23 protein-coding genes are annotated in these 26,322 nt (G+C 63.4%); 4 read left to right on the plus strand and 19 right to left on the minus strand.

What is annotated here, in order from left to right:
* The first annotated feature begins 32 nt into the window (after positions 1-32).
* The gene (locus VF684_RS11370) at positions 33-974 is read left to right on the plus strand and encodes a hypothetical protein (RefSeq protein WP_139440627.1); all 942 of its coding nucleotides are present in this window, start codon (positions 33-35) and stop codon (positions 972-974) included.
* Between the two features lie 80 nt (positions 975-1,054).
* Here the strand turns inward: VF684_RS11370 and mgtE are convergent, their stop codons facing one another.
* From mgtE to argS, 14 genes are all read right to left on the minus strand, one after another.
* Positions 1,055-2,479 carry a magnesium transporter gene (mgtE, locus tag VF684_RS11375; RefSeq protein ID WP_111900427.1) on the minus strand — a complete coding sequence of 475 codons (1,425 nt, stop codon included), beginning with the start codon at positions 2,477-2,479 and terminating at the stop codon, positions 1,055-1,057.
* A gap of 146 nt (positions 2,480-2,625) precedes the next feature.
* Complete coding sequence (cysG, locus tag VF684_RS11380; protein ID WP_139440628.1) at positions 2,626-4,026, minus strand: siroheme synthase CysG; 1,401 nt, start codon at positions 4,024-4,026, stop codon at positions 2,626-2,628.
* Positions 4,027-4,038: 12 nt separating this feature from the next.
* The gene (nirC, locus tag VF684_RS11385) at positions 4,039-4,851 is read right to left on the minus strand and encodes a nitrite transporter NirC (protein ID WP_139440629.1); all 813 of its coding nucleotides are present in this window, start codon (positions 4,849-4,851) and stop codon (positions 4,039-4,041) included.
* 56 nt (positions 4,852-4,907) lie between these two features.
* Positions 4,908-5,225, minus strand: coding sequence for a nitrite reductase small subunit NirD (nirD, locus tag VF684_RS11390; protein ID WP_042079916.1), 318 nt, complete (start codon positions 5,223-5,225; stop codon positions 4,908-4,910).
* Positions 5,225-7,771, minus strand: coding sequence for a nitrite reductase large subunit NirB (nirB, locus tag VF684_RS11395; protein WP_162516053.1), 2,547 nt, complete (start codon positions 7,769-7,771; stop codon positions 5,225-5,227). The genes nirD and nirB overlap by 1 nt, the downstream gene beginning before the upstream one ends.
* A 295-nt stretch (positions 7,772-8,066) precedes the next feature.
* Positions 8,067-9,155, minus strand: a complete 1,089-nt coding sequence (locus VF684_RS11400) for an ABC transporter permease (protein ID WP_139440631.1) — start codon at positions 9,153-9,155, stop codon at positions 8,067-8,069.
* Positions 9,156-9,158: 3 nt separating this feature from the next.
* Positions 9,159-10,268, minus strand: coding sequence for an ABC transporter permease (locus VF684_RS11405; RefSeq protein ID WP_043821453.1), 1,110 nt, complete (start codon positions 10,266-10,268; stop codon positions 9,159-9,161).
* Positions 10,265-12,019, minus strand: a complete 1,755-nt coding sequence (locus tag VF684_RS11410; protein WP_201914888.1) for an ATP-binding cassette domain-containing protein — start codon at positions 12,017-12,019, stop codon at positions 10,265-10,267. The genes VF684_RS11405 and VF684_RS11410 overlap by 4 nt, the downstream gene beginning before the upstream one ends.
* Positions 12,016-12,984 (minus strand): secretion protein HlyD, encoded by a 969-nt coding sequence (hlyD, locus tag VF684_RS11415; protein ID WP_149151897.1) that lies wholly within the window; start codon positions 12,982-12,984, stop codon positions 12,016-12,018. The genes VF684_RS11410 and hlyD overlap by 4 nt, the downstream gene beginning before the upstream one ends.
* Before the next feature lie 85 nt (positions 12,985-13,069).
* On the minus strand, positions 13,070-13,711 hold the full coding sequence (locus VF684_RS11420; RefSeq protein WP_160880621.1) for a TetR/AcrR family transcriptional regulator: 642 nt from the start codon (positions 13,709-13,711) through the stop codon (positions 13,070-13,072).
* A gap of 184 nt (positions 13,712-13,895) precedes the next feature.
* Positions 13,896-15,224, minus strand: coding sequence for an HslU--HslV peptidase ATPase subunit (gene hslU, locus VF684_RS11425; RefSeq protein WP_149151899.1), 1,329 nt, complete (start codon positions 15,222-15,224; stop codon positions 13,896-13,898).
* Between the two features lie 66 nt (positions 15,225-15,290).
* A complete protein-coding gene (gene hslV, locus VF684_RS11430) occupies positions 15,291-15,824 on the minus strand; it encodes an ATP-dependent protease subunit HslV (RefSeq protein ID WP_005340772.1) in 534 nt (177 codons plus the stop codon).
* A 187-nt stretch (positions 15,825-16,011) separates the two neighbouring features.
* Complete coding sequence (locus VF684_RS11435; RefSeq protein WP_005340771.1) at positions 16,012-16,857, minus strand: SPOR domain-containing protein; 846 nt, start codon at positions 16,855-16,857, stop codon at positions 16,012-16,014.
* 3 nt (positions 16,858-16,860) lie between these two features.
* Positions 16,861-18,606, minus strand: a complete 1,746-nt coding sequence (gene argS, locus VF684_RS11440; protein ID WP_139440635.1) for an arginine--tRNA ligase — start codon at positions 18,604-18,606, stop codon at positions 16,861-16,863.
* A 310-nt stretch (positions 18,607-18,916) separates the two neighbouring features.
* Here argS and VF684_RS11445 point away from each other — a divergent pair, with 310 nt between their 5' ends.
* The 3 genes from VF684_RS11445 (at position 18,917) to VF684_RS11455 (ending at position 20,876) form a co-directional block, all read left to right on the plus strand.
* Positions 18,917-19,483, plus strand: a complete 567-nt coding sequence (locus VF684_RS11445) for an LON peptidase substrate-binding domain-containing protein (RefSeq protein WP_101530424.1) — start codon at positions 18,917-18,919, stop codon at positions 19,481-19,483.
* A gap of 141 nt (positions 19,484-19,624) precedes the next feature.
* Complete coding sequence (locus VF684_RS11450) at positions 19,625-20,194, plus strand: sigma-70 family RNA polymerase sigma factor (protein WP_005355542.1); 570 nt, start codon at positions 19,625-19,627, stop codon at positions 20,192-20,194.
* Complete coding sequence (locus VF684_RS11455) at positions 20,187-20,876, plus strand: ChrR family anti-sigma-E factor (protein ID WP_139440636.1); 690 nt, start codon at positions 20,187-20,189, stop codon at positions 20,874-20,876. Before VF684_RS11450 ends, VF684_RS11455 begins: the two co-directional genes overlap by 8 nt.
* Positions 20,877-20,942: 66 nt before the next feature.
* On the opposite strand, the gene bacA is transcribed toward VF684_RS11455, so the two are convergent.
* The 5 genes from bacA to galE all read right to left on the minus strand — a co-directional run bounded on the left by bacA (position 20,943) and on the right by galE (position 26,134).
* Positions 20,943-21,758, minus strand: a complete 816-nt coding sequence (gene bacA, locus VF684_RS11460) for an undecaprenyl-diphosphate phosphatase (RefSeq protein ID WP_021230740.1) — start codon at positions 21,756-21,758, stop codon at positions 20,943-20,945.
* Positions 21,759-21,870: 112 nt separating this feature from the next.
* Complete coding sequence (gene galM / locus VF684_RS11465) at positions 21,871-22,860, minus strand: galactose-1-epimerase (RefSeq protein ID WP_139440637.1); 990 nt, start codon at positions 22,858-22,860, stop codon at positions 21,871-21,873.
* Positions 22,857-24,005 (minus strand): galactokinase, encoded by a 1,149-nt coding sequence (gene galK, locus VF684_RS11470; protein ID WP_139440638.1) that lies wholly within the window; start codon positions 24,003-24,005, stop codon positions 22,857-22,859. The genes galM and galK overlap by 4 nt, the downstream gene beginning before the upstream one ends.
* Entirely contained in the window at positions 24,002-25,060 is a 1,059-nt protein-coding gene (locus tag VF684_RS11475; RefSeq protein ID WP_139440677.1) for a UDP-glucose--hexose-1-phosphate uridylyltransferase, read from the minus strand. The genes galK and VF684_RS11475 overlap by 4 nt, the downstream gene beginning before the upstream one ends.
* A 60-nt stretch (positions 25,061-25,120) precedes the next feature.
* The gene (gene galE / locus VF684_RS11480; protein WP_139440639.1) at positions 25,121-26,134 is read right to left on the minus strand and encodes a UDP-glucose 4-epimerase GalE; all 1,014 of its coding nucleotides are present in this window, start codon (positions 26,132-26,134) and stop codon (positions 25,121-25,123) included.
* Between the last annotated feature and the right edge of the window lie 188 nt (positions 26,135-26,322).

The following is a 26,322-nucleotide window of genomic DNA, read 5'->3' on the forward strand; positions in this document are numbered from 1 at the left end:
AATTACAAAGCGACAGCAAGGAATAAAACTTCATGAAAATGCACAACAAAGCGCTGCTGGCCATCGCCTGCGCCGCCGCCCTGTCTGCCTGTGACAGCGAAAAAGCTGCCAACAGCATTGCCAAGCGGGTGCCGCTGGCTCTGCCTGAGGCGGGTCTTTACCAAGCGAATCTGATGAGCCGCGACGGCGACAAGGCGACGCCGCGCATGATCAAGGATCTGGATGGTCTGGCGCTGATCTACCCGAAGGGTGAAACCGTGCAGTACTGGGGTGTCTGGGTGGATCATCAGGTGGGCAAGGTCGAGATCAACAGCCAGTGGCTGGGTCAGGCTGACCAGAAAGCCGACAAAGACGGGATCTACCCGGTGCAGTTGATCCGCAACAGCGAGCGGCTCGGCACCAGCACGGCGCTCAGCTCGGTGACCAACGACCACAACCTCATCACCTTCCAGGATCAGCCGGTCATCGATCTGCAGGGCAAGGAGATCAAGCGCTGGGTTTTTGATTTCACCCGAACCGGCACCAAGTTCTCCGACAACTCCCCCATCTATTCCGGTTTCAGCGGTCATGTGGCGGTGACGGCTCTGACCACCAAAGCGGTGACCACGGCCAGCTGGAGTGCCACGGGCAGCGATGGCTTCAGCAGCGACATGGTGGGCAAGGTGGATACCACCAACAACGGCGGCAAGCTGACGGTGGCGATCGAGTTCCCGGCGGCAGGTTGTACGCTGGTGGGCGAGGGGAGTGCCACTGCCGGGTTGAGCAAGCTGACCATGACTGGGTTTGGCAAGTGCAACTTCAAGCAATCCGCTGCCGCCACGCCGATCGAAAACCTCTGGAATGCTGCTCTGGCCCGGGCGATGGATAACAGCGTTGCCTATGTCACCACCTTTACCACGGATGCCAAAAAAGAGGCGCTGGTCATCGGCTTCCCCGACACCAATGGCTTGCTGATCACCGCTGACAAGCGATAAGCAGCTAACGGCAGGGGTGGGCAAACGCGCCTGAAACAACAAGGGAGCCAGTGGCTCCCTTGTTGTTTTCAACGCACGGTTTACAGCAGGAAGAGTGTCGCCAGCCCGAGGAAGATAAAGAAGCCGCCAGTGTCGGTGATGGCGGTGATCATCACGCTGGCACCGACTGCCGGGTCGCGGCCGAGGCGGGTCATGGTCATGGGGATAATCACCCCCATCAGGGCGGCCACCAGCAGGTTGAGCATCATGGCCAGGGTCATCACGGCGCCGAGCGCCGCATCCTGATAGAGCAGGTAGGTGGCAATGCCCATGGTGCCGCCCCACACCAGCCCGTTGATAAAGGCGACGCCGAGTTCCCGCAGCAGCAGGAAGGAGAGGTTGCCCGCCTGAATGTGCTGCAATGCCAGCGCCCGCACTATCATGGTGATGGTCTGGTTGCCGGTGTTGCCGCCGATCCCGGCGACGATGGGCATCAGGGCCGCCAGCGCCACCAGCTGGGAGATGGTGTGCTCGAACAGGCCGATCACCCGCGAGGCGACAAAGGCGGTGCAGAGGTTGATGGCAAGCCAGGCCCAGCGGGTCTTGACCGCCTTGGAGACAGGGGCGAACACGTCTTCATCCTCGCTGATACCCCCCATCCGGCGCAGGTCGGTGTCACTCTCCTCATAGACCAGATCCACCACCTCTTCGACGGTGAGGCGGCCCATCAGCTTGCCCTTGCCATCCACCACGGCGGCGGAGAGCAGGTCATCCCGCTCGAAGGTGCGGGCCGCCGCTTCGTCGTTATCCTCCGGATCGAAGGTGACCGGATCCCGCTCCATCACGTCGCTCACCAGAGTGGCGGGTTTGTGCAGCAGCACTGTGGTGAGGGCCAGCTCCCCCAGCAGGTGGTTGCGACGATCGATGACGAACAGCTTGTCGGTGTTGGCGGGGATCTTGCCGCGCAGCCGCAGATAGCGCTGCACCGTGGCCAGACTCACCTCGGGGCGGATGGTGATGATCTCGAAGTCCATCATGGCGCCGACGGTGTGCTTGCCGTAGCGGATCACCTCCCGCACCCGATCCCGGTCGGCGGGGGCCATATAGGTGAGCAGCCGCCCCATCAGGTTGCGCGGCAGGTACTGGCCCAGATAGATCTGATCGTCGATATCCAGGGTACGCAGGGCGTGCAGCAGCTCCTTGTCGCTCATCCCGCTGATGAGGCTGTCCCACACCGTCTCCGACGCTTCGACCAGGATCTGGCCGCGCTTCTCCTCCTCCACCAGTGCCCACAGGGCATGACGTTCATCAGGCGGCAGCGACTCCAGCGCATCGGCGACGTCGGCGGCGGGCAACCCGTTGACCAGCGCCGTGAGTTCGCTGGTCTGATCGCGCTGCTCTGCATCCTGCACCGCTTGCGGGTCGAGCAGGCTGTCGGTGAGGGCGTCATCGCGTAGCAGCAGGGTGAGAATGCGGGATCTGTCATCCGCGCGCTGCCGGGCGCTGTTCTTGATGGGAAGAGACATGGGATGAATTCCTGAGATGGTAGCCAAGGGCTCAATGCCCATAGGATACCAGACTTAAAACAACAGGTTATGACCGTGATGGGAGAAGAGGGGGGTAAAAGTGAGGCCACCTGCTGGTGGCCTCATGGTGAGTTGCCGAGGATCCCTCAGGCGAGGGCTCGCTGGCGCTGCGGGGCCTCGCCAAACCAGGCGAGCCGGTCGGCCAACGTGACCACCGAGCCCACCATAATGAGCGCCGGACTCTCGACCCCCACCGCCAGCGCGGGCAGCTCATCGAGGGTGCCGCGAATAACCCGTTGGCAGGGCTGGGTGCCGCGCTCGATCAGCGCCACCGGGGTGTCGCCCGCCTTGCCGTGGGCCAGCAATTGCTCGCGGATGGTGGCGCAGGAGGAGAGCCCCATATAGAACACCAGCGTCTGCTTGTCCTTCGCCAGCAGCGGCCAGTCGAGATCCCGGGCGCCCCCCTTGCCGTGCGCGGTGACGAAGCGAACGCTCTGGGCGTGATCGCGGTGGGTGAGCGGAATGCCGGCGTAGGCGGCGCAGCCGCTGGCTGCGGTGATGCCGGGCACCACCTGAAAACCGATGCCGCTGCCGACCAGCGTCTCCAGCTCCTCGCCGCCACGGCCGAAGATGAAGGGGTCACCCCCCTTCAGCCGCACTACCCGTTGCCCCTTCTGCGCCTCTTCCAGCAAGAGCTGGTTGATCCCCTCCTGCGGCACGCAGTGGTTGCCCGCCTGCTTGCCGACGAAAATGCGTTTGGCATCGCGGCGCACCAGCGCCATCACCTCGTCGGAGACCAGTCGGTCATAGACCACCACGTCGGCCTGCTGCATCTGGCGCAGGGCGTGCAGGGTGAGCAGGCCCGGATCGCCGGGGCCGGCTCCCACCAGCACTACTTCGCCAGCGGTGTTGCATTCGTCGGCAAACAGGTTGTCGGCCAGCTGATTGGCGGAGGCGCTATCGCCCCGCGCCAGCGCCTGACCGAGCCGATCCGCCCCGAGCAGCCGCTCCCAGAAGCGGCGCCGCTCCCCCATGTTGGCAAAGCGGGCCTTGACCCGCTCCCGCAGGCTGCCGGCAAAGGTCGCCACGGCCCCCAGATGTTGCGGCAGCAGGGCTTCGAGTTTTTCCCGCAGCAGCCGGGCCAGCACAGGCGCCTTGCCGCCGGAGGAGATGGCCACCATCAGCGGCGAGCGATCGATGATCGACGGCATGATGAAGCTGGAGCGTTTCGGGTCATCCACCACGTTGGCAAAGATCCGCGCCCGGTTGGCGCTCTGGTAAACCAGCGCATTCACCTCGCGCCGATCGGTGGCGGCCACCACCAGCCACTTGCCCGCCAGTTGCTGCGGCGCAAATTCACCGGCCAGCCACTCGATGCTCCCGTTGGCAGCCAGTTCCGCCAGCTCAGGGTCGAGCTCGGGCGCTACGACTGTGAGGTGGGCACCGGCATCCAGCAGCAGACGCGCCTTGCGCTCCGCTACCTCGCCGCCGCCGACCAGCAGCACGGGTTTGTTGTCGAGTCGGCAAAAGATGGGCAAGTAGTCCATGGGGCCTCCGGATCAGGCGGTTCGGGTCTGGTTGGCGGTGCTGGTGGTTTCGCTCACCGCGACCGGGCGCTCAGCCTTGGGGGTGGCATACCAGTAGCCGAGGCCCATAAAGAGGGCGCCGGAGACGGTGTTGCCCAGGGTCACCCACAGCAGGTTGTGGCCGATGCCGCTCAGGGTGTAGGCATCGGAGTGGGCGCCAAACCAGGAGAGGGCGAACAGGGTCATGTTGGCGATGGAGTGCTCGTAGCCGGAGGCGATGAAGGCCAGCAGGCACCACCAGATGGCGATGAAGCGGGCGGCCCCTTCGGTGCGCAGCGCCATCCAGATGGCGAGGCAGACCAGCCAGTTGCACAGCACACCCTTCATAAACAGGGTCAGCGCCGGTGCCTGGGTCTTGGCCAGCGCCACCTTGTGGGCCAGACTGCCCGCGTCCGGCAGCAGGCTGCCGCCGTAGGAGTAGATGAGCGCCACCACGATGGAGCCAATCAGGTTGCCGGCCCAGGTCTGCGGCAGGATACGCAGCAGGTCGGCCAGGGTGATCTTGCCTGTCTTCACCCCGAAGGTGAGGAACATGGTGTGGCCGGTGAACAGCTCTGAGCCAGCGATGATCACCAGGGTCAGGGCGATGCCGAAGGTGGCCCCCATCACCAGCGGCCGGATGGCGGGATCCACCAGATTGCCGAGGGTGAAGATGAGGATGATGCCGAGGCCCACATAGGCCCCCGCCATGGCGGAGCTGAGCCAGAAGCCGAGCTTGTCGCTGCGCTCGAAGCGGTTGATGCGGGCCGCGTTGGCGGCGCACTTGTTGATGGTTTCCGTGTACATCTTGTGAGTCCTTGAAAGGGCTGCCCACAGGCAGCCCGAAAGAGAGTGAAATCGGCTTAGACGGCGACCCAGACCTGCTGGTCGCGCACTTCAACGGGGTAGCTCTGCACCGACATGGCGGGATTGTCGAAACAGTGGCCGTCGCTCAGGCGAAAGCGCTGCTTCTTGAGCGGGCTGGCGACCCATAGCTCGCCGTCGTGTTCGCAGATCAGGCCCCGCGACAGCACGTTGGCGGCGAAGAAGGGATCCCGGTTGTCGATGGCGAACACCTCGGCCGCCGCGTTCGGGCGGAACAGGGCGATCTGGCGACCTTCAATGAGTGCGCAGACACCGGTTCCCGGCAGGATGTCGTTGAGTTGGCAGGCAAGTTTCATCATTTGGTCTCCACCTCGATCTGGTAGACGGGGATGCGCTCGGCCGGAGTCGCCGGTCGGTGCTGGTCGCGCTCGGCGACGAACTGCACGTCCGGATCGCGCTTGTCGCTGTTGATGAAGTGGCTGAAGCGCTTGAGCGCCTCCTCTTCGTTGAGGGTGCGCGACCATTCGCACTCGTAGCTGTCGATGAGGGTCTGGATATCGCGCTCCAGTGTCTCGGCCAGCCCCAGCTTGTCGTCGACGATCACTTCGCGCAGGTAGTCGACGCCCCCTTCCAGATTGCCGAGCCAGACCGAGGTGCGCTGCAGTTTGTCGGCGCTGGTGACGTAGAACATCATGAAACGGTCGATCAGCTTGATGAGGGTCTCGCGGTCGAGGTCAGACGCCAGCAGATCGGCGTGGCGCGGCTTCATACCGCCGTTGCCGCCCACATAGAGGTTCCAGCCCGCGTCGGTGGCGATGATGCCGACATCCTTACCTTGGGCTTCCGCACATTCGCGGGTACAGCCGGAGACGCCGAACTTCATCTTGTGCGGGGTGCGAATCCCCTTGTAACGGTTCTCGAGGAAGACCCCGAGGCCAACGCTGTCCTGCACGCCGAAGCGGCACCAGGTGCTGCCGACACAGGTCTTGGCCATACGCAGCGCCTTGGCGTAGGCCTGACCTGTCTCGAATCCGGCTGCCAGCAGCTTGCGCCAGATGGCGGGCAGGTCATCCTTCTGAGCCCCGAACAGACCGATGCGCTGGGCGCCGGTGATCTTGGTGTAGAGCTTGTAGTCGCGAGCCACTTCGGCCACCGCCAGCAGCCCTTCCGGGGTCACTTCGCCACCGGCCATGCGCGGGATGACGGAGTAGCTGCCGTCCTTCTGCATGTTGCCGAGGAAGATGTCGTTGGTGTCCTGCAGCGGGGTATTGCGCGGGCTCAGCACATGCTCGTTCCAGCAGGAGGCGAGGATGGAGCCGACGGTCGGTTTGCACACCTCGCAGCCATAGCCCTGACCATGCTTGGCCAGCAGCTCGTCGAAGCTCTTGATCCCCTCCACCTTGACCAGATGGAACAGCTCCTGACGGGAGTGGGGGAAGTGGGCGCAGAGGTGGTTGTTGACCTCGATGCCCTGCTTCACCAGCTCGGCGTTGAGCACCTGACTGATGAGCGGCACACAGCCGCCGCAGCCGGTACCGGCCTTGGTGTGCTGCTTGATGGCGGCCAGCGTGGTGTGACCCTCGGCCACCGCCTGAGCGATGTCGCCCTTGGAGACGTCGAAACAGGAGCAGATCTGGGCGCTCTCCGGCAGGGCATCCACCCCCAACGTCGGCTTGGCACCGGCGTAGGCGGGCAGGATCAGGGTGTCCGGGTGGCTCGGCAGCGGCAGGGCGTTGAGCATCATCTGCAGCAGGTTGCCGTAATCCTCCACGTCACCCACCAGTACGGCGCCGAGCAGGCGGCTGCTGTCTTCGCTCACCACGATCTTCTTGTAGACGCCAGCCTGATCGTCTTGAAATACATAGCTGTGGCTGCCCGGGGTGCGGCCATGGGCATCACCGATGGAACCGACGGAGACGCCGAGCAGTTTCAGCTTGGCACTCATGTCTGCCCCTTCGAAGCGGCTGTCGCCGCCGAGCAGATGGTCGACGGTGATTTGGGCCATCTTGTAGCCCGGCGCCACCAGCCCGAAGAAGCGGCCCTGCCAGGCGGCGCACTCGCCGATGGCATAGATGTCGGGATCGGAGGTGAGGCAGTGATCGTCGATGACGATGCCGCCGCGCTCGGCGATGGCGAGATCACCGTAACGGCCGAGGGTGTCTTGCGGGCGAATGCCGGTGGAGAAGACCACCACGTCTACTTCCAGTTGGCTGCCGTCGGCGAAGGCGAGGCGGTGTTTCGCCTGTTCGCCGCCGTGCATCAGGAGCTCGCTGGTGCTCTTGCTGGTGTGCACCTGCACGCCCATGGATTCAATCTTGCGGCGCAGCAGCTGGCCGCCCTGACCGTCGAGCTGCTCGGCCATCAGCACAGGAGCAAACTCCACCACGTGGGTTTCGAGACCCAGCGCCTTCAGGGCACCGGCCGCTTCGAGGCCAAGCAGGCCGCCCCCGATCACCACCCCGCTCTTGCCACTCTTGGCGGCGCTGCGAATGGCTTTCAGATCCTCGATGGTGCGATAGACGAAGCACTCGTGGTGCTGACTGCCCGCAATGGGCGGTACCCAGGGGTAGGAGCCGGTGGCCAGCACCAGTTTGTCGTACCCGACCACAGTGCCCTTGTTGGAGTGCACTTCGCGGTTGGCCCTGTCGATTTTTTTCACCGCTTCGCCGAGCAGCAGGCGGATGCCGTGCTTGTCGTAGAAGCCGGGTTTGACGAGGGAGAGCTCTTCGCTGGTGTGATGGGAGAAGTAGGAGGAGAGATGGACGCGATCGTAGGCGGGACGGGGTTCTGCACCGAAAATGGTGATCTCGTAGCGGCCCGGGTCGGCCCGCTCGATCAACTCTTCGATGAAGCGGTGCCCCACCATGCCGTTGCCCACAACGACCAGTCTGACTTTGCTCATGATTGCCTCTAGTTTGGAGTAATAAAACATCATTCTGGGGCTAGGCTACCCAGTCAGTCGGGGCGGGCAATTGATGCAAATCAAGTGTCTATTTATATATCTCGTCAGGGGTAATTCGATAAAATTCAAAGATATACAAAAATGGGTATACCAGTTGATGATTTCTGCGCTGGCTTGGAGTGAGGGATGGTGGAGAGCAAGAGCGCTTTAGCAAAAGCCGGGGAGTGAAAACTTCTGTCGGAAAAAGCCGATCTCGCACTGGGCGAGACCGGCATCAGCCGAGCAAGGCGGCGCGTCAGGCGATATGGCGGCGGAACATGGTGAGCGCCAGCGACAGGGTGACCCCGGAGATGGCGAGCAGCGGCCAGAGCAGGGGCCAGGCGGCCGACCAGTCAAACCCTTTGAGGAAGACCCCCTTGAGCAGCACGATGAAGTGGGTAAGGGGGTCGATGGCCGCCAGCCACTGGAACACCTGCGGCATGTTCTCCACCGGCGAGATGTAGCCCGAGAGGATCACCGCCGGTACGGTGAAGGAGAAGACCCCGAGAAAGGCCTGCTGCTGGGTCGAGCAGAACGACGAGATGAAGAGCCCGATTCCGGCCAGTGCCAGCCCGTAGCAGACCATGCCCGCCATCAGCAGGCTGAGGCTGCCGGCAAAGGGGAGGTGAAAGACAAAACGGGCGGCCAGCGCGACTATACACCCTTGCCCCACCGCCACCATGATGCCGGGCACCGCCTTGCCCGCCATGATCCAGCCTGCGGTGAGGGGGGAGACCAGCAGCTGATCGAAGGTGCCCTCTTCCCGCTCCCGCGCTACCGAGAGGGCGGTGACGATCAGGCAGCCAGTGGTGGTGATGATGGCCACCAGCGCTGGCAGGATATGCCAGTGGAATTCGACGTTGGGGTTGTAGAGGTTGCGTACCGCCAGCTCGGGTTGGCCCTTGCCCTCACTTTGCCAGCGGGCGATCACCTGACTGATGTAGCCCGCCGCCACCTGACCGCCGTTGGAGCGGCGGCCGTCGATAATCAGCTGCACCTTGGCCGGTTCGCCACGCGCCAATCGGCGGGAGAAATCACCCGGAATAATCAGCCCGAGCAGCGCCTGCTGTCCGGTGATGGCCTCGGTCATGCCCGCCTCGCCCTGCACCGGGATGATGGTGGTGAAGGCGGGCATATGGGTGAGGCGCTCCAGCAGCTCGCGGCTCTGGGCGCCGCCATCCTGGTTGTAGATGGCCAGCGTATTGCCGGTCACCTCCAGAGTGGCGGCGAACGGGAAGAGGGCGGTCTGCAGCAGCACCGGCATGATGAGCAGAAAGCGCCCCTGGGTATTGCCCATCAGGGCCTGCAGCTCTTTTCGGATCAGCCACCAGAGTCGGATCAGCATGGGTTACTCCAGAGTGCGCCGCGTCTTGCGGGCGGTCAGGGCCAGCCAGAAACCGGCCAGCAGCAGCAGACAGAAACCGTTGACCAGCAGGATCGAGAAGACGCTGCCCGCCTGATAGAGGGTCTGCAGCGAGCTTGCGAAGTAACGGGCCGGAATGAGGTGGGTGATGGCCCGCAGCAGCGGCGGCATGCTGGCGATCTCGAACACGAAGCCCGACAGCATTACCGCGGGCAGAAAGGCGGCGATCAGCGCTGCCTGCGCGGCATTGAACTGGCTGCGCATCACGGTGGAGAGGAACAGCCCGAGTCCGAGCGCGCTGCCGAGAAAGACGCTGGTGACCAGAAAGAGCAGCAGCAGGGAGCCGCGCCATGGCACGCCCATTACCGCCACCGAGAAGAGCAGGCAGAGCAGCATGGCGATGATGCCGAGGCCATAGTAGGGCAGCAGTTTGGAGAGCAGCAGCTCCCCCTTGGTGACCGGGGTGGCGAGCAGCGCCTCCATGGTGCCGCGCTCCCACTCCCGCGCCACTACCAGCGAGGTGAGCAGGGCGCCGATGATGGTCATCACCACCGCAATGGAGCCCGGTACCAGAAAGTTGCGGCTCACCAGCGCAGGATTGAACCAGGCGCGGCTCTCTATCGACACCGGCATGGCGACCCCCTCGCCAGCGAGCCACCCCTGCCAGATCCCCTGCACATAGTTGGTGACGAAGTTGGCAGTGTTGGGCTCGGAGCCGTCGGTCAGCAGCAGCGCCTGCGGCGTACCATTGCCCTGACCGGCCATGGCGCGGGAGAAGCCGTCGTCGATCACCAGCAGGCCGCGGATCTCGCCACGGGCCAGACTGGCGAGCAGGGACTCCTTGCTCGGGCCGCTGTGGATCTCCAGCGCGGTAGAGCCGCGCAGGGCCTGCTCCAGCCGCACCGCCGGGGCGCCGCTGTCGGTACGCCAGATGCCGAGGCGCAAATGGTCCACATCCAGATTGATGGCGTAACCCATCACCACCAGCAGTACCACCGGCATGATGAAGGCGATGAGGATGCTGCTCGGGTCACGGACGATTTGCAGCGTCTCCTTGCGGCAGAGGGCCAGCAGTCGCCGACGGTTGATGCTCATGCGTCCTCCTCGCTGGCCCGCTCGACCAGCGTGATAAAGGCCTCTTCCATGGTCGGCAAGGAGCCGGTTGGCAAAGAGGTCGCCGCCTCTTTGGCGGCCAACCCCTTGAGATCGTCCGGGGTGCCGAGCGCCAGCAGCTTGCCGCGATAGATGAGGGCGATGCGGTCGCAATACTCCGCCTCATCCATAAAATGGGTGGTGACCAGCACGGTGACGCCGTGGTCGGCCAGCGCGTTGATGTGAGACCAGAACTCGCGCCGGGTTACCGGATCGACCCCGGAGGTGGGCTCGTCGAGAAACAGCAGCGGCGGCTCGTGCAGCAGGGCGCAGGCCAGCGATAAGCGCTGGCGCAGGCCGAGCGGCAGGGATTCAGCCTTCTGATCGAGCCAGGGGGCGAGGGCAAAGGCAGTCACCATAGCGTCGATCCGCGTCTGCTGGTGGCGACCGAACAGGCCGTAGATACCGGCGAAGAAGGAGAGGTTCTGCGCCACGGTGAGTTGCTTGTAGAGGGAGAACTTCTGCGCCATGTAACCGAGGCGCTGGCGTGCCGCCGAGGGGCTGTGGGCCAGATCGATGCCGGTCACCAGCGCCTGTCCCTCGCTCGGGCGCAGCAGGCCGCACTCCATCTTGAAGGTGGTGGACTTGCCCGCCCCGTTGGGGCCGAGCAGGCCGAAGATCTCGCCGCGGCGCACCGCAAAGCTGACATCATCGGTGGCGGCAAAATCGCCGAAGCGTTTGGTGAGGTGGCGCGCCTCGATCACCGCCTCGGGGGAGACCCCCTGCGGCAGTTCTGCTTCCCGCATCCCCGCTGCCAGACTCGACTCTCCATCGGGGCCGCCGCCGAGCAGGTCGATAAAGGCATCCTCCAGCCTGGGCTGAGCCGGTTGAAAGGCGCCGTTGGTCAATTGCAGCTCCGCCAGCGGCGGGGGCGTCATGCCCGGGTGCAGCAGCAGGCGAACCCGCTCTCCCGCCACCGCGCCATCCATCACCGCCGGGTGAGCCAGTGCCCGGCGCAGCAGGGCGCGCCGCTCGCGGCCATCCAGTTGCCCCGCCTCCAGCAGCCAGCAGCGGCTGGCCATGGCTCCCATCAGATCGGCTGGCGTGCCGCTGGTGCGCACCTTGCCATCCGCCATCAGCAGCACGTGGTCGCACAGCTCCGCCTCGTCGAGATAGGCGGTACTCCAGAGCACCGTCATCCCCCCTTTTGCCAGTTCGCGCACCATCTGCCAGAGGGCGCGGCGGGAGATGGGATCGACCCCGACCCCGGGTTCGTCGAGCAGCAGCACATCCGGGGTGCCGAGCAGGGCGCAGGCCAGCCCGAGTTTCTGCTTCATCCCGCCAGAGAGCTTGCCCGCTGGTCGTGCGGTGAAGCGAGCGAGATCGGTGAAGGCGAGCAGCCGCGCAAAGGTGGGCGTGCGTTCGGGCTCCAGTACGCCGCGCAAGTCAGCGTAGAGGGTGAGGTTCTCCAGCACGCTGAGATCCTCGTAGAGGCCGAACTGCTGGGGCATGTAGCCGAGGCGCTGGCGCAGCAGATTCCCCTCGCTCACCGGATCCAACCCCAGCACCCGGATGGTGCCCGCTTCGGGGATCAGCAGACCGGCCAGCAGGCGCAGCAAAGTGCTCTTGCCTGCGCCGTCGGGGCCGACCAGCCCGGTGATGCCGCCAGCCGGAATGGTTGCCGATATGGCGTTGAGGGCGACCCGCTCACCAAAGCGTTTGGTGAGCCCCTCAAGGGAGATGGCGCAGCTCATGGCGCCAGCCTGACGGTGACCGGCATCCCTTGGCGCAGGGCCGGGTCGGGGTCCTGCACCACGATGCGCAGCCGGTAGACGAGGTGGGTGCGCAAGTCAGGCGTCTCCACCGATTTCGGGGTGAACTCGGCGGTCGGTGAGACAAAGCCCACCACCCCGTGATAGGGCCGATCCGGCCGCGAGTCGGTGGTAAGGGTCACCTTGGCGCCGCTCGGGAAGTGGCCGAGCCAGGGCTCCTCCACATAGGCGCGCACCCAGACCGGCGCGGTCAGGGAGAGGTTGAAGGCGGTCGCTCCGCTTTGCACCATGCTGCCATTCTCGATGGCGCGGCTGATGATGATGCCGTCGCTGGGGGCGGTCAGGTTGGCATCCGCCAGCGCCAGTTCGGCACTGGCGAGCGTCGCTTTGGCCCCTTCCAGCTGGGCATCGGACTGGGCAATCTCTTCCGGGCGGTAGCCGGTTTCGAGCTGGGCGAGCTGCTCGCGGGCGGAGCGCACCTGCGCCTGGGTCTGATCCCGCTGGGAGCGGGCGGTATCGAGCTGACCGCGGGAGATGGCGCCGGTGGCGGCCAATGCGCTCTGGCGGCGCCACTGCTGGTTGGCCTCCAGCGCAGCGGCTTCGGCGGCGGCCAGTGCGGCCCGGGCCCGGTCGGTCTCTTCGCTGCGATAGCCTTTGTGGATCAAGGCGTTGGCAGCAGTGAGCGCAGCAAGATTGGCGCAGGCGCTGTCGCGGCTGTGGGTGAGGGGGGCAGGATCGAGGCGGGCCAGCAGTTGACCGGCTTTTACCCTATCCCCCTCATCGACCAGCACCTGATCGACGCGGCCGCCGACCCGAAAGGCCAGATTGACGTCGCGAATATCGACATTGCCGTAGAGGATGGAGCCGTCGGCGGGGCGCCCCTGCCACCAAAGGTAGCCGCCGATAACGGTTAGCAGCAGGGCCACGATTGCAATGCGTTGCTTCATACCGCCCCTCCTTGAGGATGGCTCTGCAACCAGAGGTAACCACTGAGAACCGCCAGCAGCAGAGCTACCATCGCGATGCGTTGTTTCATACCGCTTCTCCTTTCTTCATGTCGGTGGGGCGCAGGCCGCGCAGTGCCCATACCAGCCGCTGTCTGGCGGCCTCGGGGTTGTCTATCTGGCTGATAAAGGGGGCGGCCTGTTCGGGCAGCCAGCCGAGCTGACGACCGCTGCCAGCGATCACCAGCGGCAGGCCGACCGACCCCATGATGAAGATCATCAGCTGGAGCGGGTGACCCGCGACCAGCGAACCTTCCGCCTGTGCCATCCGTACCTGTTCGATCAGCAGCAGGGGATGGCGGCGCGGCAGGCTGAGCAGAAAACGCTGGGCCGCCCCTTCGCCTGCCAGCGCATCGCCAAACAGGTGGTTGATAAAGCCGCGCTGGCGCGCCACCAGCCCGATCAGCGCCTCCATGGTGGCCTCGAACATGGCGATGGCAGAGGGGTAGGAGCCTTTGGCTGCCACCGCCTTGAGCTCGTCATAGAGGGGGGCGTACCAGAGCTCAACCAGCTCGTCGATAAAGGCGTCGCGGTTGCCGAAGTGATAGACGAAGGAGCCGAGGTTCACCTCGGCCGCCGCCGCCAGCTCGCGTACCGTCAGGCCGCGCAGCCCCTTCTCGGTGGCGATGGCGAGGCCGGTATCGAGCAGTTTCTGTCGGGTTGGATTCATCTCTCTGGTTCCTGTTGCGCAGCTTTCGATCTGATTTATACGTATGTATAAATCAATCACACATAAGTTGATAGATCTTTTTTTGAGCAGATTTCAGCAGGGATGAAAAACGGCGGGCTTTCGCAAGGGGCGGGGAAATAAAAACGCCTCCGCGAAGGGAGGCGTTTTATCGGGAGGGGCGCGCTTACAGAATAAAGCGGCTCAGATCCTCGTCTTCAATCAGCTGGCCGAGATGGGCGTTGACGTAGTCGGTGTCGATGACAAAGGTCTCGCCGGACTTCTCGGAGGCGTCGTAGGAGATATCTTCCATCAGGCGCTCCATCACGGTGTGTAGACGACGGGCACCGATGTTCTCGGTACGCTCGTTGACCTGCCAGGCCGCTTCGGCCAGACGGCGGATACCATCCTTGGTGAACTCGATATTGACCCCTTCGGTGGCCATCAGCGCCTTGTACTGATCGGTCAGCGAGGCGTTCGGTTCGGTCAAGATCCGCTCGAAGTCATCTGTGGTCAGTGCGGTCAGCTCGACCCGGATCGGCAGACGGCCCTGCAGCTCGGGGATGAGGTCGGACGGCTTGGCAATCTGGAAGGCGCCGGAGGCGACAAACAGGATATGGTCTGTCTTGACCATGCCGTGCTTGGTGTTGACGGTGCAGCCCTCGACCAGTGGCAGCAGGTCGCGTTGTACCCCTTCACGGGAGACATCGGGGCCTGAGCTCTCGCCGCGTTTGCAGATCTTGTCGATCTCGTCGAGGAAGACGATGCCGTTGTTCTCGACTGCGGCGATCGCTTTCTGCTTCAGCTCTTCCGGATTGACCAGACGGGCCGCTTCCTCTTCGATCAGCGCCTTCATGGCCTCTTTGACCTTGATCTTGCGCTTCTTCTTCTGGTTCTGGCCCAGGTTCTGGAACAGCCCCTGCAGCTGGTTGGCCATCTCTTCCATGCCCGGCGGGGTCATGATTTCGACGCCCATCGGGGAGGCGGAGAGCTCCAGCTCGATCTCCTTGTCATCCAGCTGACCTTCACGCAGCTTCTTGCGGAAGATCTGGCGGGTGTTGGAGTTGTCGGCCTTCTCTTCCTCACCCCAGGTGTTGCGCGGGTTGGGCAGCAGGGCGTCGAGGATGCGCTCTTCGGCGGCTTCCTCGGCGCGGTATTTCATCTTCTCCATCTCGGTCTCGCGCACCAGCTTGATGGCGGCATCGGTCAGATCGCGGATGATGCTGTCCACTTCCTTGCCGACATAGCCCACTTCGGTGAACTTGGTCGCTTCCACCTTGATGAAGGGGGCGTTGGCCAGCTTGGCCAGACGACGGGCGATCTCGGTCTTGCCGACACCGGTCGGGCCGATCATCAGGATGTTTTTCGGGGTCACTTCATGGCGCATCTCTTCGTTGAGCTGCATCCGGCGCCAGCGGTTGCGCAGGGCAACGGCAACGGCGCGCTTGGCATCGGCCTGACCAATGATGTGACGATCCAGCTCGTGGACGATTTCTCTCGGGGTCATCTCGGACATGATGGTGTTCCTGTATCCGGGGCGGGCAGTGCCCGCCCCTTGGGAAATTGGGTTTGGCTGGTGGCCTTATTTCGCCGAATAGTCCAGCACTTCGATGGTGTGGTTGCCGTTGGTGAAGACGCAGATGTCGCCCGCAATCTTGAGGGACTTCTCGACAATGGTCCTGGCATCCAGCTCGGTGTTTTCCAGCAGCGCGATGGCGGCGGACTGGGCGAAGTTGCCGCCGCTGCCGATGGCGATGAGATCGTGCTCCGGCTGTACCACGTCACCGTTACCGGTGATGATGAAGGATTTGTGTTCGTCGGCCACGGCCAGCAGCGCTTCGAGGCGGCGCAGGGCGCGATCGGTGCGCCAATCTTTGGCCAGCGCCACGGCGGCGCGCTCCAGATTACCCTGGTGGGCCTGCAGTTTGGCTTCGAAACGCTCGAGCAGGGTGAAGGCGTCGGCGGTACCGCCAGCGAAACCGGCCAGCACCTTGCCGTTGTAGAGACGATGAACCTTGCGGGCGTTGCCCTTCATGACGGTGTTGCCAAGAGAGACCTGGCCATCGCCACCGATGACGACCTGACCGTTGCGGCGAACTGAAACTATGGTAGTCACTTTACTTACCTCGCTTGAGCCGAATGACGGCCTGACTGTGCATGGCAAGAAAGATGGGGATGGCAAACGGGCTTTTCAACCCTGCCTTTGGTCGGGATAAACGGGGTAGCAAACAGGGTGGGTGCGAGTGACACCAAAAGAACAGGGCCGGGTGTTGCCACCCGGCCCTGTGTCATCGGTAAGCGGATTACCCTTTCTTGGGAATGCAGCCGCTGATGCCGGAGCTCTGCAGCTTGCTGTTGGCCGCGTCGGCGGCCGCCTTGCCGTTGAAGGGGCCCACCATCACCTTGTAGACGGTGCCGTTGGCGCCATTGATCACCTGCAGGCTGGAAGAGAGGCCGGCGGTGAAGGCGATACGCGCCTTGAGCGACTCTGCGGAATCCTGCGAGCGCAGGGCGGCGCACTGCATCATGTAGCGACCGCTGTCGGCGGCTGCGGTCTGGGCTGGCGGGGTCGCCGCTTTGGCCTTGGCCGCTTCGGCGCGCTCCCGTTCCAGCTCGGCACGGATCTCCCGCTCCATCCGTTCCCGTTCTGCCTTGCGGTCGATCACCTGCTCTTGCGCGCTGGCAACCGGTGCACCCGAGGTGGAAGGGGTGGTCGCCGGATTGGGCTGATAGGGCTTGGGCTGGCCGATGGGCGTTCCCGGTTGGGGAATGTCGGTCGGCACCGGCTGTGGCAGTTTTTCCGGTTGCAGGGTCATGGTATCGGCAGGAGGTGGCGGCAGCACACCTGGCTGGGTCGGCGGCTCTATGATATCGACCTGCTTGTTCTCAAGCCGTTCGATGTAGCTCCACTTCTCCTGAGGCAGCCCGTTATTCTGCGCTTTTGGCTTGTTGGCCTTTACCTGCTCCTCAATGGTGGGGGCATCGTTGCCCTTGCCATTGATCATGTAGAGGAAACCACCAAAGCCTGCCAGCAGTGCCACGACCAGCAGCACTGGAATAACAGGAAAGCGGCGAGGGGCCGCTTTCTTGGTATTGCGGCCACCCGCCCGACGTCGCGGGCGGCTGCCGACATAATCCCGGGTTGCCATCTATTACATGCGCTCCAGGGTATGGATGCCCAGTACGCCGAGGCCCAGTTTCAGCACCTTGGCGGTGGCGGCGCACAGCAGCAGACGGCTCTGACGGGTCGCTTCGTCCACGCCATCCTTGTTGATCGGACAGGCTTCGTAGAAGGTCATGAAGTTGCCGGACAACTCGTACAGGTAGGTACAGAGCAGGTGCGGCATGCCTTTGTCGGCCACGCCGTTGACCGCGTCGGAGAACTGGATCAGCTTCTGGGCCAGCACCTCTTCGGCCTCTTCGTTCAGGGTCACGTTGCCGGTCAGCGTTTCGGCATCTATGTTGGCCTTGCGGAAGATGGACTGGATACGGGTGTAGGCGTACTGCAGGTAAGGGGCAGTGTTGCCTTCAAACGACAGCATCAGATCCCAGTCGAAGATGTAGTCGGTAGTACGGTTTTTGGAGAGATCCGCATACTTCACCGCGCCCATGGCGATGGCGTTGACCACGTTGGCCTTCTCTTCGGCAGAGAGGTCGCTGTTGCGGCTCTCCAGCAGGGCGGCGGCGCGCTCTTCGGCCTCGTTCAGCAGGTCAACCAGCTTGACGGTGCCACCGGAACGGGTCTTGTAGGGACGACCATCCTTGCCCAGCATCATGCCGAAGGCGTGGTGCTCAAGCGGTACGGATTCCGGTACATAACCCGCCTTGCGGGTGATGGTCCAGGCCTGCATCAGGTGCTGGTGCTGACGGGAGTCGATGAAGTACATGACACGGTCGGCGCCCAGGGTTTCATAACGGTATTTGGCACAGGCGATGTCGGTGGTGGTGTAGAGGAAACCGCCATCGCTCTTCTGGATGATGACGCCCATGGCCTCGCCATCTTTGTTCTTGAACTCGTCCAGGAAGACAACGGTGGCGCCTTCGCTCTCGACCGCCAGCCCCTTGGCTTTCAGGTCGGCAACGATCTCCGGCAGCATGTCGTTGTACATGGACTCGCCCATGATGTCCTTGTTGGTCAGGGAGACATTCAGGCGGTCGTAGTTGATCTGGTTCTGTTCCATGGTCATGTCGACCAGCTTCTTCCACATGGTACGGCAGTACTCGTCGCCGCCCTGCAGCTTGACCACGTAGTTACGGGCGCGCTCGGCGAAGGCTTCGTCTTCGTCGTAGCAACGCTTGGCCTGGGTGTAGAAGGCTTCCAGATCCTTGAGCGCCATGTCGCTGGCGTGCTCGTTGGACATCTTCTCCAGATAGGCGATCAGCATGCCGAACTGGGTGCCCCAGTCGCCGATGTGGTTGGCGCGGATCACTTTGTGGCCGAGGAATTCCAGCGCGCGCGCCGCCACGTCACCGAGTACGGTGGAGCGAATGTGGTGCACCGCCATCTCTTTGGCCACGTTGGGGGCGGAGTAGTCCACCACCACGGTTTGTGGCGCGGGCAACCGTACGTTGGCGTTGGCAGAGGTCACCATGGCCTCGACCTGACCGGCCAGCCAGCGCTGGTCGAAGAAGAAGTTGATGAAGCCGGGACCGGCGATCTCGACCTTGGCGATCAGGTCGGAGGCAGGCAGGTGCTCGACGATAGCAGCTGCCAGCTCACGGGGATTCTTGCGGGCCGGTTTGGCCAGCAGCATGGCCAGGTTGGTAGCCAGGTCGCCGTGAGCTTTTTCCTTGCATCGGTCTACTTGCACGCGGGCTTCCAGGTCCGCCGGCAGGACGCCTGCTGACTTGAGATTGGCTACCGTTTGTTCAAGTAGATGATGAATATGCTCTTTCATAACTGACCACCAAGGTTGCGCGTCGAAAAATGACTGATATATAAGGGCGTGAATTTTACCCGCATCGGCCCGAGAAAACTATAGGGATGACCCGCCGCTCGCTGTCGGGCGGATATTTCACTGCGTTTAGCGCCATATTCCAGAATATTGGGCGGAAATTACGGTGCTTATCCATTTCTACTGCATATCGAAGCGGCTTGTCCAGGCTATTTTCCCCTGATTGTTAAGGGTTTTTCCTTTCCGCTGACGGGAATGATCTCCTCCCTCTGGCCCGGCGTATCAACAGAGGTTCCCAACCGAGGAGTTTGCGATGCGTCTGGCGCTGTTTCCCCTATCTGCCCACCTGCTGCCCGGCGGCGTCATGCCGCTGCGGATCTTCGAACCGAGATACCAGCGGATGATTGCCGAGGCGGGGGAGTCCGGCTTTGCCCTCTGCATGGTGGACCCTCGCCAGCCCGACGCCCTGCGCAACATGCTGCCCATCGCCACCCGGGTCACCATCATCGATTTCGACCGGCTGCCGGACGGCATGCTGGGGATCACGGTGCAGGGGATGGAGCGGGTGCAGATAGAGGATCTGTGGCAGGAGCAGGATGGCCTGCGTATCGGCGAGGTGACGCCGCTGACGGCCTGGCCGCCCCGCCGGCTCCATCCCGATCAGCAACCGCTGGTCGAGGCATTGCGGGAGGTGTTTGCCGACTATCCCGACTATGCCGCCCTCTATCCCGCCCCCCGCTGGGACGATGGCAACTGGGTGGCCCAGCGCTGGCTGGAGGTGTTGCCGATCCCCCCTGAACAGAAACAACTGCTGCTGGCCGCCGCCGACAATCAGCCCGCCATCGCCCTGCTCAAGGGGGTACTGGTGGCCAGCCACTGATTTTTTCCTGACCCGCTGATCCGCCACTGCCGCAGCGCCGTACAAGTCATCACCACAGCATGTGCGACAGCACACCAAAGGGATGGCGCAATGGCATATACTGGCCAACCACACTCGACCATACGCAGGACCTCGCCCGTGATGGATAACCCGGATGGCGACCTCAAATCTCTGCTGATCAGGGTGGCAGAGCAGGCCGACAAGGCTGCTTTTGCCCGCCTGTTCCAACACTTTGCGCCGCGCATTCGCAGCTACGGCCTGCGCCACCTCGGCAGCGAAGCCAACGCCATGGAGCTGGTGCAGGAGACCATGCTGCTGGTGTGGCAAAAGGCGCGCCTCTACCACCCCGAGAAGGGGGCGCCGACCACCTGGATCTACACCGTGATGCGCAACCAGTGCTTCGACATGCTGCGCCGTCGTCGCGCCAGCAAGGAGGATCTCTGTGCCGAGGAGCTGTGGCCGGTGCTGGAGTTTCAGGCCGAAGAGGAGCATCTGAGCGGGGGTGAGGATGCGGTGCTGACCCGTCAGATGGCCCACTATCTGGGCACCCTGCCGGAGCCGCAACAGCAGGTGGTGCGCGGCATCTATCTGCAGGAGTTCTCCCAGCAGGAGCTGGCGGAGCGCCTTGGCGTGCCGCTCGGCACTATCAAGTCCCGCCTCCGGCTGGCGCTACAGAAACTGAAAGAGCAAGTGGAGCAAGGCCATGATTAAAGCCCATCCGACCGACCCTATGCTGCGCGCCTTCGCCGCCGACGAGCTCCCTCTGCCGCTGGCCGTCGGGCTCTCCGCTCACTGCGAGCTCTGCCCCGATTGTGCTGCCCGGCTGAAGACATTCGAAGAGGAGCTGGCGCAGCAATATCTTGCTTCGCCAGCAGAGCCCGAGCTGGACTCTCGGGATGAAGTGGGACTGGACGCCGGATTCGACGCCATGCTGGCGGATATTCTGGCGCAACCCGAACCGGTTGCTGCACCCGTTATCGATCTGCCCCGAGCCCAGCCCGGCGAGCTGGAGGTGGCCGGTCACGCCTACCGTTTGCCACGGGTGCTGGCCCGTTATCGTTCGCCCAAGTGGCGCCATATCGGGGCCATTCGTCAACAGAGTTTGCAGCTGGACGAGATGGGGGCGCGAGCCAGTTTGCTCCACATCGAAGCGGGCGGCCGCATCCCCGAGCACACCCATCAGGGGTATGAGCTGACCCTGCTGCTGGCGGGCAATATTCAGGATGGCGACACCCTCTATCAGGCCGGGGATTTCATCTGGCGCGATGCCAGCCACTCCCACAGCCCGCATACGCCGGACGGTTGCCTCTGCTACACGGTGCAGGATGCGCCGGTGCAGTTCACCAAGGGGTTGTCGCGGCTGCTGAATGGCATCAGCCAGCACCTTTACTGAGTACCATGACGCCATAGAAAAAGGGACCAGATTGGTCCCTTTTTTCATTTGATTGCTGGTTGCCGGTCAGGCGACAAACACCAGATAGACGGCGAATGCCACGATAAAGCGGTAGATGGCGAACGGGATAAAGTCGATGCGGCGGATCAATGTCAGGAAGGTCTTGATCGCAAACATCGCTACCACGAAGGCGGTGATAAAGCCCACTGCAAACATCGGGAAGTCGGCCATCGAGAGGAAATCGCGGCTCTTGTAGAGATCCAGCCCGCTGGCGGCCACCATCATGGGCACCGCCATGATGAAAGAGAACTCGGCGGCGGCGTGACGGCTGATCCCCATCAGCATGCCACCACTGATGGTGGCGCCGGAGCGGGAGAAGCCGGGCCACAGGGCCAGACACTGGAACAGACCGATGCCAAACGCCTGCTTGTAGCTGATGTCATCCAGGGTTTCAGCTGTGACGGCCGGGCGGAACTTCTCGGCGATGATCAGCAGGATGCCCCCCGCGACCAGCGCGTACATGACGGTTTGTGGGCCAAACAGGTTGGCCTTGATCCAGCTGTGGATGGCCAGACCGACCACGATGGCGGGCATCATGCCGAGGATGACGTGGATCAGCGACAGGGTGGCGTGATCCCGAGACGGCTTCTGGCCGAAGTGGATGCCAATCAGGCCAAACAGGCGGCGCCAGAAGACGGCGACCACGGCGAGGATGGATCCAAGCTGGATCACCACTTCGAAAGTGGCAGCCTTGGGCCCTTCAAAGCCCAGCAGATGGCCGACGATGATCATGTGGCCGGTGGATGAGACGGGGAGGAACTCGGTCAGCCCCTCGACGACGCCCAGAATAAAGGCGACCAGCAGGCTATAGGTGTCAGTCATCGAACAGAATCCTTGCTACGTTGATGCAAAAACGCCCCGGAAGGGTCTCGGGGCGGCTTATCTTGCTCGAATGTGGCTGGCGCTGCTACGGAAAAATTGTGAAACCTTTAAGTCAGTCGCGGATAAAACGGTAGCGCGTCTGGTGGTGATAGCGCTCGCCCGGCACCAGCCAGGGGTCGCCCAGCTCGGGCCGGTTCGGACTGTCGGGCAGTTGCTGCGCCTCCAGACAGAAGCCGTCGTGATCCCGGTGCGCCAGACCCTGGCGATTCGGGGTATTGGCCAGCCAGTTGCCGCTGTAGAACTGCAGCGAGGGCTGGTTGGTGTAGACCTCCATCGCCAACTGTTTGTCACCCGATACCACGCGAGCAGCCCACTCCTGCGCCGGGCCGTTGAGCACAAAGGCGTGATCGTACCCCTTGGCCTGTTGCTGCTGGGGATGGCTCAACCAATCCTGGCCAATCAGGCGCTGGTGGCGCAGATCGAACGCCCCCTCCACCGGGGTGATGGCGATCGGCAAACCGCTCGGGTCGGTCGGCAGGAAGTGGTCGGCATTGATGCTGATGAGGTGGTCACGCACATCGCCGACGTTGGGGTTGTTATCGAGATTGAAGTAGGCGTGGCTGGTGAGGCTGACCGGGGTCGCTGCATCTGTGCTGGCCACAAAATCGACCACCAGATCGCTCTGCTCAAGCCGATACTCCAGGGTTACCCGCAGATTGCCGGGAAAGCCCTGATCTCCCGCTCGGGATAGCAACACCAGCTTGACCCGATCCGCTTCCAGCTCCTTGATCTGCCACCGCTGGCGATGAAAGCCCGCCTGCCCGCCATGCAGACAGTTGGGGGCCTGATTGGCATTCAGCGGCCAGCGCTGTCCATCACGCACCAGCTCGGCACCGCCGATGCGGTTGGCGAAACGCCCGGCCACCGCACCCAGCCACACCTGCTGGGTGGGATAGGCGTCGTCGGCACAACCCAGCAGCACTTCGCGCCGTTTGCCCGCCACCGGCAGGGTGAGGGAGGTGAGGGTGGCGCCAAAGTCGAGGCCGCGCAGGCGCAGCCCCTCCTCGTTTTCCAGTTCGAATGGCGTCATGGCGCTGCTCATAGCTTGCCTGCACCGGCGCTGGCAGAGCAGACGTAGCAGTCAGCCTTGAGGCCGAAGCGGGTCGGATACTCGGCCTCAACCGCGGCGATCACCTCAGCCACCTTCTCGGGGCGCAGCAGGGCGACCACGCAGCCGCCGAAGCCGCCGCCAGTCATCCGCACGCCGCCTTCGGTGCCGATCCTGGCCTTGATGATCTCCACCAGACCGTCGATGGCGGGCACTGTGATTTCGAAGTCATCGCGCATGGCGGCGTGTGAATCGGCCATCAGCTCGCCGAGACGAACCAGATCCCCTTGCGCCAGCGCATCGGCGGCGGCCAGGGTGCGGGTATTGTCGCCTACCACGTGGCGCGCACGGCGGTAGCAGACCTCATCCAGTCCGGCCTTGCCCGCTTCGAGAGCCGCCAGATCGAGATCGCGCAGTGCCTTGACTCCGTAGTGGCGGGCGGCCGCTTCGCACTGCTGGCGGCGGGTGTTGTATTCGCTATCTACCAGACCGCGGCGCACATTGGAGTTGACGATCAGCACCGCCAGATCGGTGGGCATGGGGATGAGGCGGGTCTCCAGCGAGCGGCAGTCGAGCAGCAGGGCGTGGTCGGTTTTGCCGCTGGCGGAGATCATCTGATCCATGATGCCGCAGTTGCAGCCGACGAACTTGTTCTCCGCCTGCTGACCGTTGAGGGCGATCTCGGCCTGAGTGATGGTGAGCCCCAGCGCCTCCTTGAAGGCCTGACCGATGGCCACTTCCAGCGAGGCGGAGGAGGAGAGCCCAGCCCCCTGCGGCACGTTGCCGGAAACCACCAGATCGAGGCCGCGCAGGGCATAACCGCGCTCCTGCAGATATTTCACCACGCCGCGGATGTAGTCGCTCCAGCGCTGGCTGGGGTGGTGCTCGATGGGCTGGTCGAGGTCGAACTGGTCGCGCTGGTTGTCGTAGTCGGCGGCGATCACCTGTACTTGCCGGTCATCGCGCAGGCCGATGGCGACGCAGGTCTCGTAGTCGATGGCGCAGGGCAGCACGAAGCCGTCGTTGTAGTCGGTATGTTCACCGATGAGGTTGACGCGGCCGGGGGCGCGCACCAGCAGATCGGGCGCTTTGGCAAATTGCTCGGCAAAAACGGTGCTGACGCGTTGGCTCGGGGTCATAGGGCCTCCTCATTGGTTTGATTGGTCTGGTTGTAGTGAATGGGGCTCAGCGCGCGCAGCCGCTCGGCGGCCTGCTCCGGAGTCAGGTCGCGCTGGGTTTCGGCCAGCATCTCGAAGCCGACCATGAATTTGCGTACGGTGGCGGAGCGCAGCAGGGGCGGATAGAAGTGGGCATGCAGCTGCCACGCCTCGGGGCAATCCGATTTGGGCGGTGCAAAGTGCCAGCCCATGGAGTAGGGGAAGCTGCACTCGAACAGGTTGTCGTAGCGGCTGGTGAGCTCCTTGAGCGCCACCGCCAGATCCTGTTGCTGGGCCTGGGTCAGGTTGAGCATGGAGGGGACGTGCGCCTTGGGCAGCAGCAGGGTTTCGAACGGCCAGGCGGCCCAGAAGGGGACCACGGCGAGCCAGTGCTCGGTCTCCACCACGATGCGCGAGCGATCCGCCAGCTCCCGCTCCACATACTCCAGCAGCATGGGGCGACCATGCTCGGCCAGCCAGTCGCACTGGTGCTGCTCTTCGCGAGCGATCTCGTTGGGCAGGAAGTCGCTGCCCCAGATCTGGCCGTGGGGGTGCGGGTTGGAGCAGCCCATGACGGCGCCTTTGTTTTCAAATACCTGCACCCATTCCCACTGGGCTGACAGCTCGGTGACCTGATCCATCCAGGTGGTGATCACCCCTTCGATGGCGGGCAGCGGCAGCTCGGGCAGGGTCTTGCCGTGATCCGGCGAGAAGCAGATCACCCGGCTGGTGCCGCGGGCGGCTTCCAGTTTCAGCAGGGGATCGCTGGCGCTATCGGCGGCCGGGGTATCCTGCATCAGGGCGGCGAAGTCGTTGGTAAAGACGAAGGTGCCCTTGTAGTCGGGGTTGATGTCGCCAGTGACCCGGGTGTTGCCTGCGCAGAGGAAGCAGTCGGGATCATGTGCCTGTTTGGGGGCCTGACTCACCTTCTCCACCTGCCCCTGCCAGGGGCGTTTGGCCCGGTGGGGGGAGACCAGCACATACTGGCCGGTCAGCGGGTTGAAGCGGCGATGGGGATGATCGACGGGGTTGAACATCATCTCTCCTGAATAAGGTATTGAAAAATAAGGTCGTCTATTAACAGGGAGCAGGCAGGCCTACTCCTCGTAACCGTTCGGGTTGGCGGACTGCCAGCGCCAGCTGTCAGCGCACATGGCGTCTATGTCCCGGGTCGCCTGCCAGCCCAGTTCCCGCTCGGCCTTGGCCGGATCGGCCCAGCAGGCGGCGATGTCGCCCGGGCGACGCGGTTCGATGCGAAACGGCAGCGGCTTGCCGCAGGCATTGGAGAAGGCGGCGACCAGCTGCAATACGCTCTGGCCCTGGCCGGTGCCCAGGTTGTAGGTGTGCACGCCACCCTTGCCGACGCAGTGTTGCAGTGCCTTGACGTGCCCCTCGGCGAGATCCATCACGTGGATGTAGTCGCGCACGCCGGTGCCATCAACAGTTGGGTAATCGTTTCCAAAGACCGACAGGCAGTCGCGACGGCCGATGGCGACCTGAGTGATATAGGGCATCAGATTGTTGGGAATGCCTTGGGGATCTTCCCCCATGGTGCCCGACTCGTGGGCGCCGACCGGGTTGAAGTAGCGCAGCAGGGTCATGCTCCATTGAGGCTCGGCCAGCTGCAGATCCTCGAGGATCTCCTCGATGATCAGCTTGGAGCGACCGTAGGGGTTGGTAGCGCTGCGGGGGAAATCCTCGCGGATCGGCAGAGTGGCGGGATCGCCGTAGACGGTCGCCGAGGAGCTGAACACCAGATTGTGCACGCCAGCCCGCTTCATCGCCTGCAGCAGGGTGAGGGTGCCGCCGAGGTTGTTCTCGTAGTAATCCAGTGGAATGCGAGTCGACTCGCCGACCGCCTTGAGGGCGGCAAAGTGGATCACCGCATCGATCTGCTGCTCGGCGAAGATCCGGTCCAGCAGGGCGGCATCGCGAATATCCCCTTGATAGAACTCGGGTTGCTGGCCGCTGATAGCTGCGACTCGAGTCAACACGCTGCGCTTGCTGTTGCAGAGGTTGTCCACCACGACCGGGGTCATGCCTGCGGCTTGCAGGGCCAGAGAGGTGTGGCTGCCGATATATCCGCAGCCGCCGGTGACCAGAACCTTCATCTTGCTCTCCACTGAAAATGATGCTGCAAGCAGTCTAGCCGAGGGGTGGGCTTGCAAACTGTGAACTTGCTTGCAAAACAGTGTAAACGATTACACCGATTTTGTGAGCGCTTCTCTGCCAGATCGTGCGTTATCCCCTGTTTTCAATGGGGTTGGTGGGTATAATGGTCAATCTGTCGCAGAGTGAA

Source organism: Aeromonas sp. Lyrl_2 (assembly GCF_051948815.1).
Classification (GTDB): Bacteria; Pseudomonadota; Gammaproteobacteria; order Enterobacterales; family Aeromonadaceae; genus Aeromonas; species Aeromonas veronii.